This window comes from Gilliamella sp. B2969, assembly GCF_026536195.1.
GTDB lineage: Bacteria > Pseudomonadota > Gammaproteobacteria > Enterobacterales > Orbaceae > Gilliamella.
In genome coordinates this window covers 179,685-195,149 of sequence record NZ_JAFNOP010000002.1, presented here as the reverse complement: position 1 = coordinate 195,149, position 15,465 = coordinate 179,685, and the positions used below count along the sequence as shown (strand labels likewise).

At 34.1% G+C, this 15,465-nt stretch carries 26 protein-coding genes and 1 pseudogene; 25 read left to right on the top strand and 2 right to left on the bottom strand.

Annotated elements, in window-relative coordinates; translation table 11 throughout:
- Window positions 1-323 precede the first annotated feature (323 nt).
- Window positions 324-767 (top strand): hypothetical protein, encoded by a 444-nt coding sequence (locus J3U66_RS02390; RefSeq protein ID WP_267344201.1) that lies wholly within the window; start codon window positions 324-326, stop codon window positions 765-767.
- Between the two features lie 320 nt (window positions 768-1,087).
- Here J3U66_RS02390 and J3U66_RS02385 read toward each other — a convergent pair whose 3' ends face one another.
- On the bottom strand, window positions 1,088-1,312 hold the full coding sequence (locus J3U66_RS02385) for a hypothetical protein (RefSeq protein WP_267332725.1): 225 nt from the start codon (window positions 1,310-1,312) through the stop codon (window positions 1,088-1,090).
- Between the two features lie 113 nt (window positions 1,313-1,425).
- Here J3U66_RS02385 and J3U66_RS02380 point away from each other — a divergent pair, with 113 nt between their 5' ends.
- From J3U66_RS02380 to J3U66_RS02350, 8 genes are all read left to right on the top strand, one after another.
- Window positions 1,426-1,704 carry a hypothetical protein gene (locus J3U66_RS02380; protein ID WP_267332726.1) on the top strand — a complete coding sequence of 93 codons (279 nt, stop codon included), beginning with the start codon at window positions 1,426-1,428 and terminating at the stop codon, window positions 1,702-1,704.
- Between the two features lie 391 nt (window positions 1,705-2,095).
- The gene (locus J3U66_RS02375; RefSeq protein WP_267347810.1) at window positions 2,096-2,290 is read left to right on the top strand and encodes an RHS domain-containing protein; all 195 of its coding nucleotides are present in this window, start codon (window positions 2,096-2,098) and stop codon (window positions 2,288-2,290) included.
- An 18-nt stretch (window positions 2,291-2,308) separates the two neighbouring features.
- On the top strand, window positions 2,309-2,503 hold the full coding sequence (locus tag J3U66_RS12870) for an RHS repeat-associated core domain-containing protein (RefSeq protein WP_416379712.1): 195 nt from the start codon (window positions 2,309-2,311) through the stop codon (window positions 2,501-2,503).
- Between the two features lie 178 nt (window positions 2,504-2,681).
- Window positions 2,682-2,849 carry a hypothetical protein gene (locus J3U66_RS02370; protein ID WP_267347809.1) on the top strand — a complete coding sequence of 56 codons (168 nt, stop codon included), beginning with the start codon at window positions 2,682-2,684 and terminating at the stop codon, window positions 2,847-2,849.
- Between the two features lie 27 nt (window positions 2,850-2,876).
- Window positions 2,877-3,200 (top strand): DUF7716 domain-containing protein, encoded by a 324-nt coding sequence (locus J3U66_RS02365; RefSeq protein ID WP_267344197.1) that lies wholly within the window; start codon window positions 2,877-2,879, stop codon window positions 3,198-3,200.
- 397 nt (window positions 3,201-3,597) lie between these two features.
- Complete coding sequence (locus J3U66_RS02360) at window positions 3,598-4,200, top strand: hypothetical protein (protein ID WP_267347807.1); 603 nt, start codon at window positions 3,598-3,600, stop codon at window positions 4,198-4,200.
- Window positions 4,201-4,427: 227 nt separating this feature from the next.
- Window positions 4,428-4,598 (top strand): hypothetical protein, encoded by a 171-nt coding sequence (locus J3U66_RS02355; RefSeq protein ID WP_267347805.1) that lies wholly within the window; start codon window positions 4,428-4,430, stop codon window positions 4,596-4,598.
- A 15-nt stretch (window positions 4,599-4,613) separates the two neighbouring features.
- Window positions 4,614-4,982: a hypothetical protein gene (locus J3U66_RS02350; protein WP_267332732.1), complete on the top strand. Its 369-nt coding sequence runs from the start codon at window positions 4,614-4,616 to the stop codon at window positions 4,980-4,982.
- A 138-nt stretch (window positions 4,983-5,120) separates the two neighbouring features.
- Here the strand turns inward: J3U66_RS02350 and J3U66_RS12865 are convergent, their stop codons facing one another.
- Window positions 5,121-5,231, bottom strand: a complete 111-nt coding sequence (locus J3U66_RS12865) for a SymE family type I addiction module toxin (RefSeq protein ID WP_416379711.1) — start codon at window positions 5,229-5,231, stop codon at window positions 5,121-5,123.
- A gap of 454 nt (window positions 5,232-5,685) precedes the next feature.
- On the opposite strand from J3U66_RS12865, the gene J3U66_RS02345 reads away from it, so the two are divergent.
- The 16 genes and pseudogenes from J3U66_RS02345 to J3U66_RS02280 all read left to right on the top strand — a co-directional run bounded on the left by J3U66_RS02345 (window position 5,686) and on the right by J3U66_RS02280 (window position 15,278).
- Window positions 5,686-5,829, top strand: a complete 144-nt coding sequence (locus tag J3U66_RS02345) for a hypothetical protein (RefSeq protein ID WP_267347803.1) — start codon at window positions 5,686-5,688, stop codon at window positions 5,827-5,829.
- 48 nt (window positions 5,830-5,877) lie between these two features.
- Window positions 5,878-6,030 carry a hypothetical protein gene (locus J3U66_RS02340; protein WP_267332734.1) on the top strand — a complete coding sequence of 51 codons (153 nt, stop codon included), beginning with the start codon at window positions 5,878-5,880 and terminating at the stop codon, window positions 6,028-6,030.
- Entirely contained in the window at window positions 6,027-6,623 is a 597-nt protein-coding gene (locus J3U66_RS02335) for a hypothetical protein (protein ID WP_267347801.1), read from the top strand. The genes J3U66_RS02340 and J3U66_RS02335 overlap by 4 nt, the downstream gene beginning before the upstream one ends.
- Window positions 6,624-6,758: 135 nt before the next feature.
- Window positions 6,759-7,202, top strand: coding sequence for a hypothetical protein (locus J3U66_RS02330; protein WP_267347799.1), 444 nt, complete (start codon window positions 6,759-6,761; stop codon window positions 7,200-7,202).
- A gap of 233 nt (window positions 7,203-7,435) precedes the next feature.
- Window positions 7,436-8,101 (top strand): SMI1/KNR4 family protein, encoded by a 666-nt coding sequence (locus tag J3U66_RS02325; RefSeq protein WP_267347797.1) that lies wholly within the window; start codon window positions 7,436-7,438, stop codon window positions 8,099-8,101.
- Between the two features lie 112 nt (window positions 8,102-8,213).
- Complete coding sequence (locus J3U66_RS02320; RefSeq protein WP_267347795.1) at window positions 8,214-9,146, top strand: hypothetical protein; 933 nt, start codon at window positions 8,214-8,216, stop codon at window positions 9,144-9,146.
- A 132-nt stretch (window positions 9,147-9,278) separates the two neighbouring features.
- Window positions 9,279-9,961 (top strand): annotated as a pseudogene (locus J3U66_RS12860) (RHS repeat-associated core domain-containing protein); the annotation flags it as partial.
- Window position 9,962: 1 nt separating this feature from the next.
- A complete protein-coding gene (locus tag J3U66_RS02310) occupies window positions 9,963-10,511 on the top strand; it encodes an imm11 family protein (RefSeq protein ID WP_267347792.1) in 549 nt (182 codons plus the stop codon).
- Between the two features lie 81 nt (window positions 10,512-10,592).
- On the top strand, window positions 10,593-11,147 hold the full coding sequence (locus J3U66_RS02305; protein ID WP_267332741.1) for an RHS repeat-associated core domain-containing protein: 555 nt from the start codon (window positions 10,593-10,595) through the stop codon (window positions 11,145-11,147).
- A gap of 25 nt (window positions 11,148-11,172) precedes the next feature.
- Entirely contained in the window at window positions 11,173-11,412 is a 240-nt protein-coding gene (locus J3U66_RS12855) for a DNA/RNA non-specific endonuclease (protein ID WP_416379624.1), read from the top strand.
- 9 nt (window positions 11,413-11,421) lie between these two features.
- The gene (locus J3U66_RS02300) at window positions 11,422-11,829 is read left to right on the top strand and encodes an NTF2 fold immunity protein (RefSeq protein ID WP_100151982.1); all 408 of its coding nucleotides are present in this window, start codon (window positions 11,422-11,424) and stop codon (window positions 11,827-11,829) included.
- Between the two features lie 193 nt (window positions 11,830-12,022).
- Complete coding sequence (locus tag J3U66_RS02295; protein WP_267332742.1) at window positions 12,023-12,340, top strand: hypothetical protein; 318 nt, start codon at window positions 12,023-12,025, stop codon at window positions 12,338-12,340.
- A 282-nt stretch (window positions 12,341-12,622) separates the two neighbouring features.
- Window positions 12,623-12,784 (top strand): RHS domain-containing protein, encoded by a 162-nt coding sequence (locus J3U66_RS12850; RefSeq protein WP_416379531.1) that lies wholly within the window; start codon window positions 12,623-12,625, stop codon window positions 12,782-12,784.
- 549 nt (window positions 12,785-13,333) lie between these two features.
- Entirely contained in the window at window positions 13,334-13,813 is a 480-nt protein-coding gene (locus J3U66_RS02290) for a hypothetical protein (protein ID WP_267332743.1), read from the top strand.
- Between the two features lie 288 nt (window positions 13,814-14,101).
- Window positions 14,102-14,698, top strand: a complete 597-nt coding sequence (locus J3U66_RS02285) for a hypothetical protein (RefSeq protein WP_267332744.1) — start codon at window positions 14,102-14,104, stop codon at window positions 14,696-14,698.
- A gap of 136 nt (window positions 14,699-14,834) precedes the next feature.
- Window positions 14,835-15,278, top strand: coding sequence for a hypothetical protein (locus J3U66_RS02280; protein ID WP_267332745.1), 444 nt, complete (start codon window positions 14,835-14,837; stop codon window positions 15,276-15,278).
- The last annotated feature ends 187 nt before the right edge of the window (window positions 15,279-15,465 follow it).

Below are 15,465 nucleotides of genomic sequence, written 5' to 3'. Positions count from 1 at the left end.
TTTAACAAAACCCTAACCGAATTTCACTTAGTCAAAAAACAGGCTAACTGTTAGCCATATTTTTACACGATTAAGACCCATACTTTAATTCAAAAATCTCATGTTGTTAATTAATTATTTAAATGAATGTGACATTGTAACTTTAACTTAAGTGTCATATAACAAAATGATTATTAAAGGGATTAAATTGCTGAGTAGATTGGTAAAAAAAACATTATATTATTGTTATACTAAAAATGATAAAAAAATATATAAATAAAGGATTTTATCTTGCCGAAACCTATGATGTAGATGAAGAGTTATAAATCGAAAGGACGATGTAAATGAAAATTGATTTTTTACAATTATATGCTGAAGTAGAAGTTAACTATGATATTACTAATACGGTTTTAAAGCCATTGAGAATAAATCTCAATAAATTAAACAAAACGCTTCCACATTATGATAAACTATTTAAAACAACAGATTACGAATTAGTTTTTACCATATCTGCTACACAAGAAAACAAAAATTTAGTCTACGGCCCTACAACATCGTCAAAAAACAAAGTGGTTTATTTCACAATTTTTATACCTTATAAAACGTTTAGTTGCTATACGCAACAAATATATTACATTCTTGATACCATAGCAGAAGGAATTATTTTTGTATTCAATAAATATAAAACTGATCCTTCAGGGGTAAAAGAAGTGTTTGAAACATTAAAAACATTGATTGCAAAAGATCCAGAAAGATATGAAAAATGGCTAAAAGATCTCGAGGACTGATAATTTTAAAAATTTATAACGTTTAAGGCGCGATTGCCTTTGTTTGAATAGATATATAGCTATCAGCTGTGGGGCAGACCGATAGAGGAAATCGAACACAGCCAGATACAACAGAATCTAAGGTATCAGGCACAGTATTTAGAAAGAGAAATCGACTTACATTATAATACTTTTAGGTAGTATGCCCCTGAAATATGTAGATTCACACAATCGGATGAGATAAGGCTAATGAATGAGTATATTTTGTATCAGTATGCCCAAATGGATTGACTTGGATCGATCCCGATCCATAGGGGGGAGTTCAGAACTGCCAAATGAAGCTATTGTTTACCGAGTAAATGCATGCCTTGCAGATATGCTAAAAATGGGAGCGATGTTTTAATCGATGATAATGACAAATTAACTGGAGTTTCGATAAATAGCTCAAAGAATAAGTCATTAACACAATTAACAGAAGGAATTTCACATAATAAAGTCGGTGTTGCAACAGTTGGATCTAACTGAACGGTGAGTGCTGATGTTATTGCATCGTCAACTAAAAACAATCCTAATCATGCAACTTCATCAGGGATATCGGTAGAGCAAGCAGAAGTTTTGATGACACCTACTCAAAAAAAACATCAGCTAAATAAATACTCAAATCTAAAGGAAATTGTTAATGCACAAAAAAACTGAAATATCAGATTATGAATTGAATCAAATAAAACAACGTTGTGATAAAGCAACAAGTGGACCTTGGGTATCATATATTGAAGGTAGGGATCACACTAGTGGTTCAAATTTTATTATGACAGGGGATGAAAATAACCGTGGAAAAGATATTGAAATTATTGGTGGAACAATATATGACCAGGACTTTATTGCGCATGCTCGACAAGATATTCCTAACTTAATCAATGAAATCAAAAGATTGAAAAAATCAATTAAAAATGAATAAGTGTAATTTAATTTATTTTGTAATATGATGAAATAATTGATATATATTAATATATTTTCTAGTTTAAAGTTGAATGAAATATCTTTTCCGACGATTTTTTCAGAAACTAAAGAAAAAATAATGTAATTTATTTCAAATAATAAATTTTCTCTTGAGTGATTAGCACGAATTTCGACATTGTTGCAACACCACGGATAAATTTGTTAGCGGTACCCAGTGTTACCACTACGATGCCTAACACCGTCTAATTGAAGTTCGTATCGAAAAATTAAACCGTACTGAACGTTACGGCTATGTTTATGATGCCTTAGGCCGACGTATCGAAAAACATCAGATAGACCGAGCGGGCAAAGCCTGCAACCGTACCCACTTCCTGTGGGACGGACTAAGAATGATTCAGGAAACTCGTACCGACAGAAGCAAAAGCGTCTATATCTACACTGATGAAAGCAGCTATGAACCCTTAGCCAGAGTAGAGATCACCACCAGCATACAACAAAAAGTGCTGTACTACCACACCGATGTCAACAGTGCCCCAGAAGAACTCACTGATGAAGACGGTCACATTGAATGGGCATGCAGTTAATAGCTGTAGGGCAGACCGATACAGGAAATCAAACACAGCCAGATACAACAGAATCTAAGGTATCAGCGACAGTATTTAGATAAAGAAACGGGCTTACATTACAATACCTTTAGATACTATGACTCTGATATAGGTAGATTCACGCAGCCAGACCCGATTGGGTTACTGGGTGGGTTTAACTTGTATCAGTATGCGCCTAATGGGTTGAACTGAGGGGGCTGGGTTCAAAAACATCATTGGGTGTAGATGCTTCTGGTAGTCCTTTATTTAGCTCTAAATATAGTGTATGGTATCAAACAGACATACCTATGCATATAGAAATCAGCACAATAGAAAAAGATTTAGTTGATGTTACCTAAAGGTATTGTGGCACCTGTTCAATTAGGTCCTATTGGCGGGGGGGAAATCGACAAGCCCACCAAAATATTCATGGCATCATAATGCATATAAACCGACAACGATTGAACGCATACCAAGAGCAGAGCACAAAGCGTATGGGCTTGTACAAAATAGTTTACATCCAAATCAGAAAGGCGGCTTAAAAAAGCTTGGTGGTTAATGTAAATTGTAATTTGAGTGAGACAATATGAAACTAATGACGATTCGAGAAATTCTTTCTAATCCAGATAAAATTCCTCAAACTTGGTTTTATCTTCCCCCAGATAAAACGACTTGGAATCTTGATACACAAGGTATATTTTCTTTGGATAGTGGGGATTTTCCTCTTGATTCAGATGAATATCTTCCCAAACAAGTTGAAAATGACGGCTGGATAGAGACCTTAGACGGATCGAGTATTGAAGATGTAGTTAGTTATGCTCAAGGGCAATCAGACAATGTTACATTAGATGATTTATTCAGATCTTTCATCTTTTATTATGAAAATGATGCATTTCTAGACTTTGATTAAAAATTGGAAACTTTTAATCATACTAAAATTTCATTTCAATAACGTGTAAGTCATCATTCTGATTGTAATTGTGTATTTAATTGAAGATATTAGAAATATATTATATGAATAAAACATAATTTAATTGACTATCGTTCAATAAGACTAGAACGAGCCTAAACAAAAACTGACTTAAGAACGACTAAATAGTGTCATTGCGTTTATTTTACCATTTCACCACTTCACCACTTCACACGCTAAGCCATCGGCTGACGTATCGAAACATCGACAGGGCAAAGCTAGCAACCATCTTTTTATACTGTTCTTGATGCCGCTAGGAAACTGATGCAAAATATTTAATAAATATTGACTGCTGCTTGGGAAAATATAAACAATTATAGATATAAGGTATACCGAAATGAAGCGTGAATCACTTTATCACCTGTATTATTCAGGAATGGGCACTGTCGATCTCGATCCTGAATGGGAGCATAAAACAAGAGAGCAATTTTGTCATTATTGCCATAGACTAAAACTACCTCACACACACAGTGGTATGGATGTGATTACGGATGGGAAAATAAGGAAAAACCTAGATATGGCCATGGTAGGTGATCTGCTGATACCTAGTAGTATGTCGCAGCGCTTATTTAGTTTGCTGGGTAAAGAGGCTGAAAAACATTTAAATATAGGTTTTATTTATAATAAAGTGGAAAGTGAGAAGCATAAACAGCCATTTATAACTTTTATTAGTAAATATGATTACATTGTACTTAGAGGTGAAACGCCAAATATTTTTCATGGACAACCTATTCCTGAGAATGATCGTCTAGTTGTCTGTCCTGAATGCCATTTTCACTCAAGACTAGAAAGAGCGCCAAGGTTTTTACTTGAGAGCGAATATCCACCATACCCAATATGCTGTACGGAATTGGGTTTGCTAATATATGAAAATATTTATGAAAAGATAAAAAATATCAAATTAGTTGGGGTACTTGTAGAGAAAGTCGAAGTTAAATAACAAGATACTGATTCTATTGAAAACGCTTTCCAATAACAAAACCAGTAGAGATACTGAAATTGATGAGCATTATACAAAAACTGGAAAGATTCCAGTTGGCAATCAAAACAGTTATAAACCGAAAGGACTATGTAAAGAAAGGTTTTTCAATTAGTCAGGACTATATGAATCAGAAGGCATGGCGAAATTAGGATATGACTAATTAACAACGCAATGCTTATGATCAAGTGGCTAAGAGTGGCCGCCCGAATACTTTGGCTGAACACACAAAAATAGCTGTAGATGCTCTTAAAGCCGGTGGTGCCACCACTAAAGAGGCGAGAGATCTTGTCGCTCAATCTTTATGGAATTTAAAATCACAGGGTGTAACTTCACCATCAAATATACCGTGGAATTAAATAGGAGTAATTAATATGTCAGATAAGAAATTACTTGATTCCTTTGGTCAAGAGTTTATCTCTAGTATCAGAGATCAATCTATTTTTGAGTTTGAAGCCATATTAAATGGTAGAATGAAATCTAAAAGCTCTATTGAGCTGAGTAATGAAATAAAAGCCTTTGATGAAAATCAAATTAATGTTTTGAAAAAGGTGGTTTTTAATTCTATTGACAGTGTTATTTATAATGTTCTTAATATGCTTGAGCAAAATGAAGAAAACATGAAGTTGTTGATATCTCAAGATGGGAATGATGAAAAAAATATTCTTGAGCTCAGTGATGGATTATCTGGTGAACTTTTTACAGAAAATGGCTGGATAGAGAAATTTAGTAAATATGAATAGATGTTATATGTAGGGCCGGGAAAATTTATCTCTCCCAGCTATTTTTTTAAATAATTAAATTCTACCTAACCCAACTGAGCATATTTTTAACCTGTGCCAGTTGCTCCCTCAGTTCCCCTTCTTGCGGACTGTCCGGTATTAAAACAATACAGTCCTCGCAATCTTTACTGTCACGCTGGTGCCGGTATTAAATCCTGCCTCTCTCAGCCATTTACCGCTTAACTTAATTAACGGCGTATCGCTGTAAATAACTTACGGTATAGTGCCGTGTGCTGAAGAACTCACCGATGAAGACGGTAACATTATCTAGGAGTGCAGCTATAAGCTGTGAGGTAAACCGATACAAGAAATAAAACATCCCAAATACAATAGAACCTAAGATCTCAAGGGCAATATTTAGACAAATAAATTAGCCTACATTACAATATTTTAAGGTACAGCGACCTGATATAGGTTGATTCACGCAGCCGGACCCGATAGTCAATTGTTAGTGGGGTAAAATAATGAATGAAATTGATTATACTTTACGTAATTTACCAATGTTGCTTACAAGAAATAAAAAAAATGTTGGCAAGATGCTATTATACAAACCAAAACAGCTTTATTTGGTTTTTTAAAAAAACATGAATTATTAATCGGTGTTGAGCCGTTTGATGAAGAGGGTAATTTAAAAACTGATACGGTTCTTATAAAATCTAATCTTATGCCAGAAGGTCAGGAATTATACAAAACTGCTGTTCGAGGATGGTATGATTACTTAGATAGAAGCACAAATCCTCATAAATATCAGAATCTTAGTCGGCTAGAAAAAGCTTTAGCTAAAATTCGAGAAAGTAAAAATAATTAAGAAAGATAAACATCTCACAATAGATAATAATTAAAATATGAGGTATTTATGGCTTGGGATTTTATAGCATCAAGTAATGTAGCCAACCATTTGATAAAAGTTCTTATCGAAAAACACAAAACTAATACACTAAATAATACGAATATTGAAGGTGCTATTTTGGAAAATAAAGAAAATAATAGATATAAGGTATATAAATGATACGTGAACCACTTTATCACCTGTATTATTCAGGAATGGGTACTGTCGATCTCGATCCTGAATGGGAGCATAAAACCAGAGAGCAATTTTGTCATTATTGCCATTTACTAAAATTACCTCACAGTGGTATGGATGTGATTACGGATGGGAAAATAAGGAAAAACCTAGATATGGCCATGGTAGGTGATCTGCTGATACCTAGTAGTATGTCGCAGCGCTTATTTGGTTTGCTGGGTGAGGAGGCTGAAAAACATTTAAATATAGGTTTTATTTATAATAAAGTGGAAAGTGAAAAGCATAAACAGCCATTTATGACTTTTATTAGTAAATATGATTACATTGTACTTAGAGGTGAAACGCCAAATATTTTTGATGGACAGCCTGTTCCTGAGAATGTTCGTCTAGTTGTCTGTCCTGAATGCCATTTTCACTCAAGAAGAGAAAGAGCGCCAAGGTTTTTACTTGAGCGCGAATATCCACCATATCCAATATGCTGTACGGAATTTGGTTTACTTTTATATGAAAGTATTTATGAAAGGCTGAAAAATATTAAATTAGTTGGGGTACTTGTAGAGAAAGTTAAAGTTAAATAGCAAAATACTGATTCTATTGAAAACGCTTTCCAACAACAAAACCAGTAGAGATACTGAAATTGATGAGCATTATACAAAAACAGGAAAGATTCCAGTTGGCAATCAAAACAGTGATAAACCGAAAGGGCGATGTAAATGAAAATTAATTTTCCACTATTGTGGGCTGAAGTTGGGGTTCGTTACGAAATTACTAATACTGTTTTAAATCCATTGATAGAAAATCTCAATGCATTAAACAAAACGCTTCCACATTATGATAAATTATTTAAAACAACAGATTATGATTTATTCTTTATTATCTCTGCCACACAAGAATACAAAGATTTAGTTAAAGGTCCGTTAGCCTCGTCAAAACGAAAAGTGGTTAATTTCTCAATTTTTATACCTTATAAAACGTTTAGTTGTTATAAGCAACAAATGTTCTATGTTCTTGATACCCTCGCAGAGGGAATGATTTTTGTATTCAATAAATATAAAACTGATCCTTTAGGGATAAAAGAAGTGTTTGAAACATTAAAAACATTGATTGCAAAGGATCCAGAAAGATATCAAAAATGGCTAAAAGATCTCGAGGACTGAAAATTTTAAAAATTTACAGCGCTTTACTACTTCTCTATATCTTGAGCAGCTTTTGCTATCAATCATCGACATAACCAGTTTAAAATAATAGTTTATCAACTTAAATATTTATTTAAATTAATGAGTTGCATCGTAATGGCGTTTAATAATTAAGTATGATATTTTATCAATACAAAATAAAAAAACTTTTATTATAAAAATAATGCATCAATTTGATTATGTAAGGAATAACCATGTTTAAATCAAAATATCGTATACCCAAAGATATTGATAAACGTATTACAAAGTTAAATTTAAATACAAAAATAAATCATGCCTATATCGAATTTCTAAAACAATATAATGTGATTATTTTAGATGATGAAGCTGAAATAGACTATTGTATTAATTGCGATGGCGAAGCGTTACCCTTAGAGGTTATTTTTGGTTTTTCAAAAAAAGATACAGAAGATTTACTGGCAATCAATGATAGCTATTTAGATCGCATTCCAGAAAATTATTTAGCGATAGCTAGCCTTAATTATGGTGACCTACTTTGTTTAAGCCCGAAGGGTAAAATTTATCACTGGGATCACGAAGTTAATGATCTATATTTTGATATGAAAGGGGGCTATTTAGAACAAAATACAAACTTAAAATTGGTCGCCAACGACATTGATGCCTTATTAGCGATGATAACAAGAACAGAAGTTGAAGATGACTATGATCCAGATGAAGATGATTACAATAACCCTAACATTCCTTTTCCAGATGATAGCTTAGATTCTTTCGTAAAATATCCTAAACGAATTTCAATAATTCCTGAAAATAGGCTGGCTATTTATTTAAAAAAAATGGAACTTTCTGAAAAAGGGCGTGAAGTCCTTGCTAAATTACGTGAACAAGGTTTAATAAACTAAAAGATAAATTAAATCAAACAGAAGTAACTATTATGTCATCTAAAGGTAAAAAAGGAATTATCGAAATTGCTACGCACAGTGGTAAAGGCGTTAGGTTTGGAGGCTATATACGATGTCTAAAGAATTAAGAACCCAATTTGAAAAAGAATTACAAATTTTTTTAAAAGATCAATTAAGGTCATATCCCTATATTAAGGTTAATAGGAATAAAATTATTTTAGACAATAAAAAGGGAGCTAAGGCAAATATATTTTTTGAATATATGAACAGTGGTTATCAATATGTATTCAATATGTATGTATATTCATCTGAAATTAAAGATTTCATTGATAATATCTCACCTCCTTACCCATCGAATCAACATATGTTGGATAGTATTTATCAGTCAAATTATCTTGATGAAAAGAATTCTGTTCCGATTATACTACCCAAAACAGAAAGTGGAAAAAAAAATATTTTTGATGCAATACTTAAAATATTGAATACTATCTATCTTGAAAGAGCCTATAATCTTATCGAGGTAAATAAAAAATTGATTGATGATATTATTTATTATCCTAAGGCATACGCTTATCCATTTTTAATCAGTCTATATGCTATACAAAAGAATAAAATCTCGTACCAAGATATTGATTTAGAATATTTATTGAGTGAGAAAATGCTAGGATATATCAATGATAAGGATTTAAAAATTGCATTTAATAAAGAAATAATTGATTATCCTTTATATAATATTCCTATGTTGCTTACTAAAAATAAAAGCAAAAAACTTCAAGATGCTGTCATTGACACTGCCACAGCTTTATTCGGTTTTTTAAAAAAACAAAAATTATTGATCGATATTGAGCCCTTTGATGAACAAGGAAAATTAAAAACTGACACAGTGATTAAAAGGGAAAATGTAACACCAGAAGGTCTAGCATTATTTAATACAGCTGTAGAGGGATGGCTTAAATATTTAAATAGAAGTCAAGCTGCTAAAAAATATCAAAACCTAAGTCGTCTTGAAAATGGCTTAGCTCAAATCAGAGAAGGTAAAAAATAATTAATTTTAAATATTTTACTTTTATAGTCTGTACTGGATTCAACTTTGTTATAGCCGGCTATAATTGTCATACCTTGATACTGACAGAACCCCATTGTCTTGAATAGGTAGCACCACCGGTACAGAACATAAGTGCTGTACTACCACACCGATGTCAATGGTGCCCCAGAAGAACTCACCGATGAAGACGGTCACATTGTATGGGCATGCAGCTATCAGCTGCGGGGCAACACCATACAAGAAATCGAACACAGCCAGATACAACATCACCTAAGGTATTGGGACAGTATTTAGACAAATAAATCGGCTTACATTACAATACTTTCAGGTATTATGACCCGGATATAGGCAGATTCACGCAGCCGGATCCGATTGGGTTGCTGGGTGGATTTAATCTGTATCAGTATGCGCCTAATGGGTTGATATGGATCGATCCTTGGGGTTTATGGACATATAATACGATGCCGAAGATTGATGGGTTCCAAAAGCATCATATTATTCCACAGCAACTGAAAAATCATAATTTAATTAAAGCGGCTGGTATGAATATTCATTCGGTTAAAAATATAATGTATCTGCCTACTTCAGCTGATGCGCATGCTACTAGAACGATTCACAACGGTTCACATAAACCATACACACGGAAGATAGAAAGGCAAATGGATGACATTTATGAAAGGGGTCAAAAAGAAAATTGGACACAAAAGCAATACGAAAAACATTTAAATGAACTAATAAAAACAGAAAGAATGGATTTACGTCGTGGAAAAACTATTTTAAATAAAAATTCAATTAGGCCGTCTAAAGGATGTTGATATGATTTATGAACTTATGATAGGTAATTATCCTGATAGTTATTGGTTTCAATATATCTCAACTGGAGATGATTATTACGAACTTTTACAATGCAAAAAAATTCAATCAAATAAACCAATAGTTTTTAAATTAGAAAAAAAAGTAAGTGAAAAACGTTTACTCTCTTATGATATTTATTTCAGTGATGGTCCTGTTTTTATCTCGCCTAGACTTGCGAATTTACTTTCAAACAATCAAGATTTTTTACATGATGTCCAGCTAATAGATGCAACTATAATTGTTAATGGTCGCAGCTATTCTGGTTATAAGGTTTTAAATATTCTGCGTTTAATATCATGTATTGATATGAATAAATCTGAATATATACCATTATTAGAGAGTTTGCCTGATGGACCTAAAAAATTTTATGAAATTGTCTTTAAAGAAAATATAAATGAGCAATTTTGTATGGCAAGGTGTGAAGAATCTATAGGGCTAATTGTGATTTCAGAGTCGTTACGACAGTTTTTTATAAAAAATAAAGTAAAAGGAATAGATTTATACACATAATCTAATTTAGTAAACCTGGCTATTAACAATAGTCAGAAAGACATCTGATAAACGAAACGCTATCTGTGGGACGGGCTAAGCATGATTCAGGAAACCCGTACCGACAGAAGCAAAAACGTCTATATCTACACTGATGAAAGCGGCTACGAGCCTTTAGCCAGAGTGGAGACCACCACCGGTACGGAACAGAAAATGCTGTACTACCACACCGATGTCAATGGTGCCCCGGAAGAACTCACTGATGAAGACGGTCATATTGTATGGGCATGTAGCTATCAGCTGTGGGGCAAACCGATACAGGAAATCGAACATACCGATATACAACAGAACTTAAGGTATCAGGGACAGTATTTAGACAGAGAAACGGGCTTACATTACAATACTTTCAGGTACTATGACCCGAATATAGGCAGATTCACGCAGCCGGATACGATAGGGCTCTTGGGTGGGTTTAATCTGTATCAGTATGCGCCTAATGGGCTGATGTGGATTGATCCGTGGGGCTGGATTTGTAAGGTAAAAGTTGAACGGGGCACTCATGGTCAGCCTCTTTCAGCAAAAGCAACAGTTTCCAAAGCTGATATAGGCACAGGGACAGCAACAAATCCTCTTCAAAAGCTTGGGCTACAAGATTAGGTAATGCAAATGATGACGCTTACATATCTTAGCTAAAATATTAGAAGGTTCAGGTGTCACAGATAATGTTTTCCCTCAATTAAAAGGTTTGAATCGGGGAAAATACCGAACTTTTGAGAAGCGAGTAAGAAGATATATTGAAAAAAATGGAACGGTAGATATAGAATGGAATTTTATTTATGACAAAGGTAGTACTAGTCCAAAAATACAATATTCTGTTTCTCAAAATGGGAAAAATGTGTTAAGCGAAGTATTTGATAATTAGGTAAATAAAATGAGTTTAGAAAATGCAGAAAATATTTTAAAAAATTTTATTATTGCAATGAATAATTGGGAGAAACATTATTATCCACTTGTAAAAAATGGTTCATCCGAAGAAGTTCGCTTAAATATGATTGATGATTTGAATTGTATATTTAATAAATATTGTACAAAGAAAGAGCGAAAATATGGACGGCAAGTTTCATTGGGCTGTGGTAATCCGCCTGAATATTCGCCAGATGAAAAATTTTTAAAAACCGAAGAATTGAAAAATAATAAAATAGTAATATATACTCAAGAACAAAATGGCGTAAAAGATCAATTTCGATATACTTTGCATTTTAAAAATCATGAATGGCGGATTGATAAAAAAGAAGTTTACGATGACATAGATAATAAATGGGAAAAATATACTCTTTAATCTTTCTTAATTATTATCAATTCAACCAAGTATTTTTGTTAAACTAAAGAATTCAAGTGAAAAAATTAACGTTTAATTTCCTTGATAATGTTAACATTGTCGACTTTACCGCAGGCAACATAGCCGAAATTACTTACCATTTCTGACGTTATGCTATCAGTACAGCAACTCGGGTAACCGCATCGCCACCACTTTGCCGGACGGGCGAACCCTCAACAGCCTGTATTACGGGTCCGGCCACCTGTACCGCGAAGTCCTACGCAGTCAGGGGCAACTGAACACCGAATTCAAATACGGCCGCAACAGCCGCCTACAACGTAAACAAACTCGGCGTGGCCACAACACCATCCTGTCCGACATCCTTACCGACCGCCGCTACCAGTACGACAACCTCGACCGGCTGGTGAGTAAAAAACATACCCGGCAAGGACAGACCGATTACCACTCTGACCGCACCGGCCGCATCGAAAACTGTTGCACCAAGACAGAAAAAGCGAAAATCAGAACCTAATACGTTGCAGACAGTTACATAACTTATGTGGACTGCAATATACCTACGACGCACACGACCGTACCCTTAGCAAACAGATTGCAAAGGTACACAGTACGACAGCTACGATGCCTTAGGCCGACGTATCGAAAAGCACCAGATAGACCGAGCGGGCAAAGCCTGCAACCGTACCCACTTTCTGTGGGACGGGTTAATAATGATTCAAGAAACTCGTACCGATAGAAGTAAAAGCGTCTACGAACCCTTAGCTAGTGTAGAGACCACCACCGGTACAGAACATAAGTGCTGTACTACCACACCGATGTCAACGGTGCCCCAGAAGAACTTACTGATGAAACCGATCATATTGTATGGTCATGCAGCTATCAGCTGCGGGGCAACACCATACAAGAAATCGAACACAGCCAGATACAACATCACCTAAGGTATTGGGACAGTATTTAGACAAATAAATTTGCCTACATTACAATATTTTAAGGTACAGCGACGTGATATAGGTAGATTCACGCAGCTGGACCCGATTGGGCTGTTGGGTGGGTTTAATTAGTATCAGTATGCGCCTAATGGGTTGATATGGATCGAACCGTGGAACTGGAGCTGTAAACCTTCCGAAGGATTCAAACGTAAAAAAAACGGATCTAAATGTTGGTTAAATCGTTTGCAAGTAAAAAGCCAGAAGAAGTTTATGATTACTTGATATCGAAGGGGAGGAAGGTAACGAAATCATAAGCAAAAAATCCGTACGCTATTCAATATACAGTTTATGTTAAAACAACTAAATCTGGTACAACATATAAATTGGATTATCATACAGGTGGTTCTGCATCTCAACCTAATATACACAGTAATGATTATTGGAAAGTCTATAAATCAACAGGCAAAGGGCCAGATGAGGTTTTAGGTAGAATTGGCCATTGGGAATTTAAAAACTATGATCGTATTCAAGATTCACCTGTCTATATTAACGGAATGCTTATGAATGGAAAATGAAAAATGATTGATTTTAATGCAGATATAGTTAGCTATAAATCTTTAGGAAATATTGAATTGGAACGCCATATAGATTTTTATTTAGATGAAATATACAAAAATTTTACGGTCGAAGTAAAAGAATATATGACCCCTTACCCTTTTAATGAAAAAATGTATGCCTATTTTTTAGAGGCTGGGACAATAATAATTTCTACTAATTCTGAAGGTGACATTATTGCTGTAGGATGTAATGAACATTATCAAGGGAAATACAAGAAAAAATTGTATGCGGGGATTACGATGAAAGAGCTTATCTTGTTAACAAAAAGTCAGCGCATTCTAAATGGTACACTTATTGTTGACGAAGATTACGGTATATCTTTTACACTTCCTTCACCATATGATGAAATGGCTGATTATATTGAATATATTCCTTTAGATTTAAAACTGAATGAGATTTTTGTTTCTGATGATTCTTTTTGGGAACCAAAAGAAAAATAATATTTATTTGAAATAATAATGTAATTTATTTCAAAAAATTAATCTACTCTAGATTGATTAGCACAAATTTTGACGTTATTGTAACACCTAGAATGAGACTTCCAACGGCACCCTGTACTCGATTATGACGTCTAACACCGCCTAATCGACGCCGTATCGAAAAACACCGACTGGGCAAAGCTAGCAACCGTCTTTTGATGCCGCTAGGAAAACTGATGCAAAATATGGAACTAATATTGAAAGTGCTGTTAGGGAGAATATAGATAATAATAGATATGAGGAAATTAAATGAAGCGTGAACAACTTTATCACCTATATTATTCAGGAATGGACACTGTCGATATCGTTCCCGAATGGGAGCGTAAAAACAAAGAGCAATTTTGTCATTATTGCCATACACTAAAACTACCTCACGGTGGTATGGATGTGATTACGGATGGGAAAATCAGGAAAAATCTAGATATGCCCATGGTAGGTCATCTTCTGATACCTAGTAGTATGTCGCTGCGCTTATTTAGTTTGCTGGGTGAAGAGGCTGAAAAACATTTAAATATAGGTTCTATTTATAATAAAGTGGAAAGTGAAAAGCATAAACAGCCATTTATAACTTTTATTAGTAAATATGATTACGTTGTACTTAGAGGTGAAAAACCATATATTTTTGATGGACAGCCTATTCCTGAAAATGAGCGTCTTTTTGTCTGCCCTGACTGCCATTTTCACTCAAGAAGAGAAAGAGCGCCGTGGTTTTTACTTGAGAGCGAATATCCACCATACCCAATATGCTGTACGGAATTGGGTTTACTTTTATATGAAAGTATTTATGAAAGGCTGAAAAATATCAAATTAGTTGGGGTATGTGTAGAGAAAGTTAAAGTTAAATAGCAAGATACTTATGCTATTGAAAACGCTTTCCAACAACAAAACCAGTAGCGACACTGAAAATTGAGGAGCATTATACAAAAACAGGAAAAATTCCAGTTTGCAATCAAAACAGTGATAAATCGAAAGGACGATGTAAATGAAGATTGATTTTTTATTCTTGTGGGCTGAAGTTGGCGTTTATTATGAAATTACTAATACGGTTTTAAATCCGTGGAGATCAAATCTCAATAAATTAAACAAAACGCTTCCACATTATGACAAATTGTTTAAAACAACAGATTATGATTTAGTTTTTACTATCTCTGCTACACAAGAACACAAAAATTTAGTCTACGGTCCTTTAACCTTATCAAAACGAAAAGAGGTGCATTTCTCAATTTTTATACCTTATAAAACGTTTAGTTGTTATACGCAACAAATGTTCTATGTTCTTGATACCATCGCAGAGGGAATGATTTTTGTATTCAATAAATATAAAGTGGATCCTTCAGGGATAAAAGAAGTGTTTGAAACATTAAAAACATTGATTGCAAAGGATCCAGAAAGATATCAAAAATGGCTAAAAGATCTCGAGGATTGATAACTTAAAAACTAATAGTGCCTAAGGCGTTATTGCCAGAGTTGGAAAAAAAATATATAGCTATTAATTGTGCGGCAAACCGATACAAGAAATAGAATATAGCCAGATATAACAGAATTTAAGGTATTAGGGACAGTATTTAGGCAAAAAAGTAGAAGAAGCCGGTCTGGTTGCATTTGATTTTTCA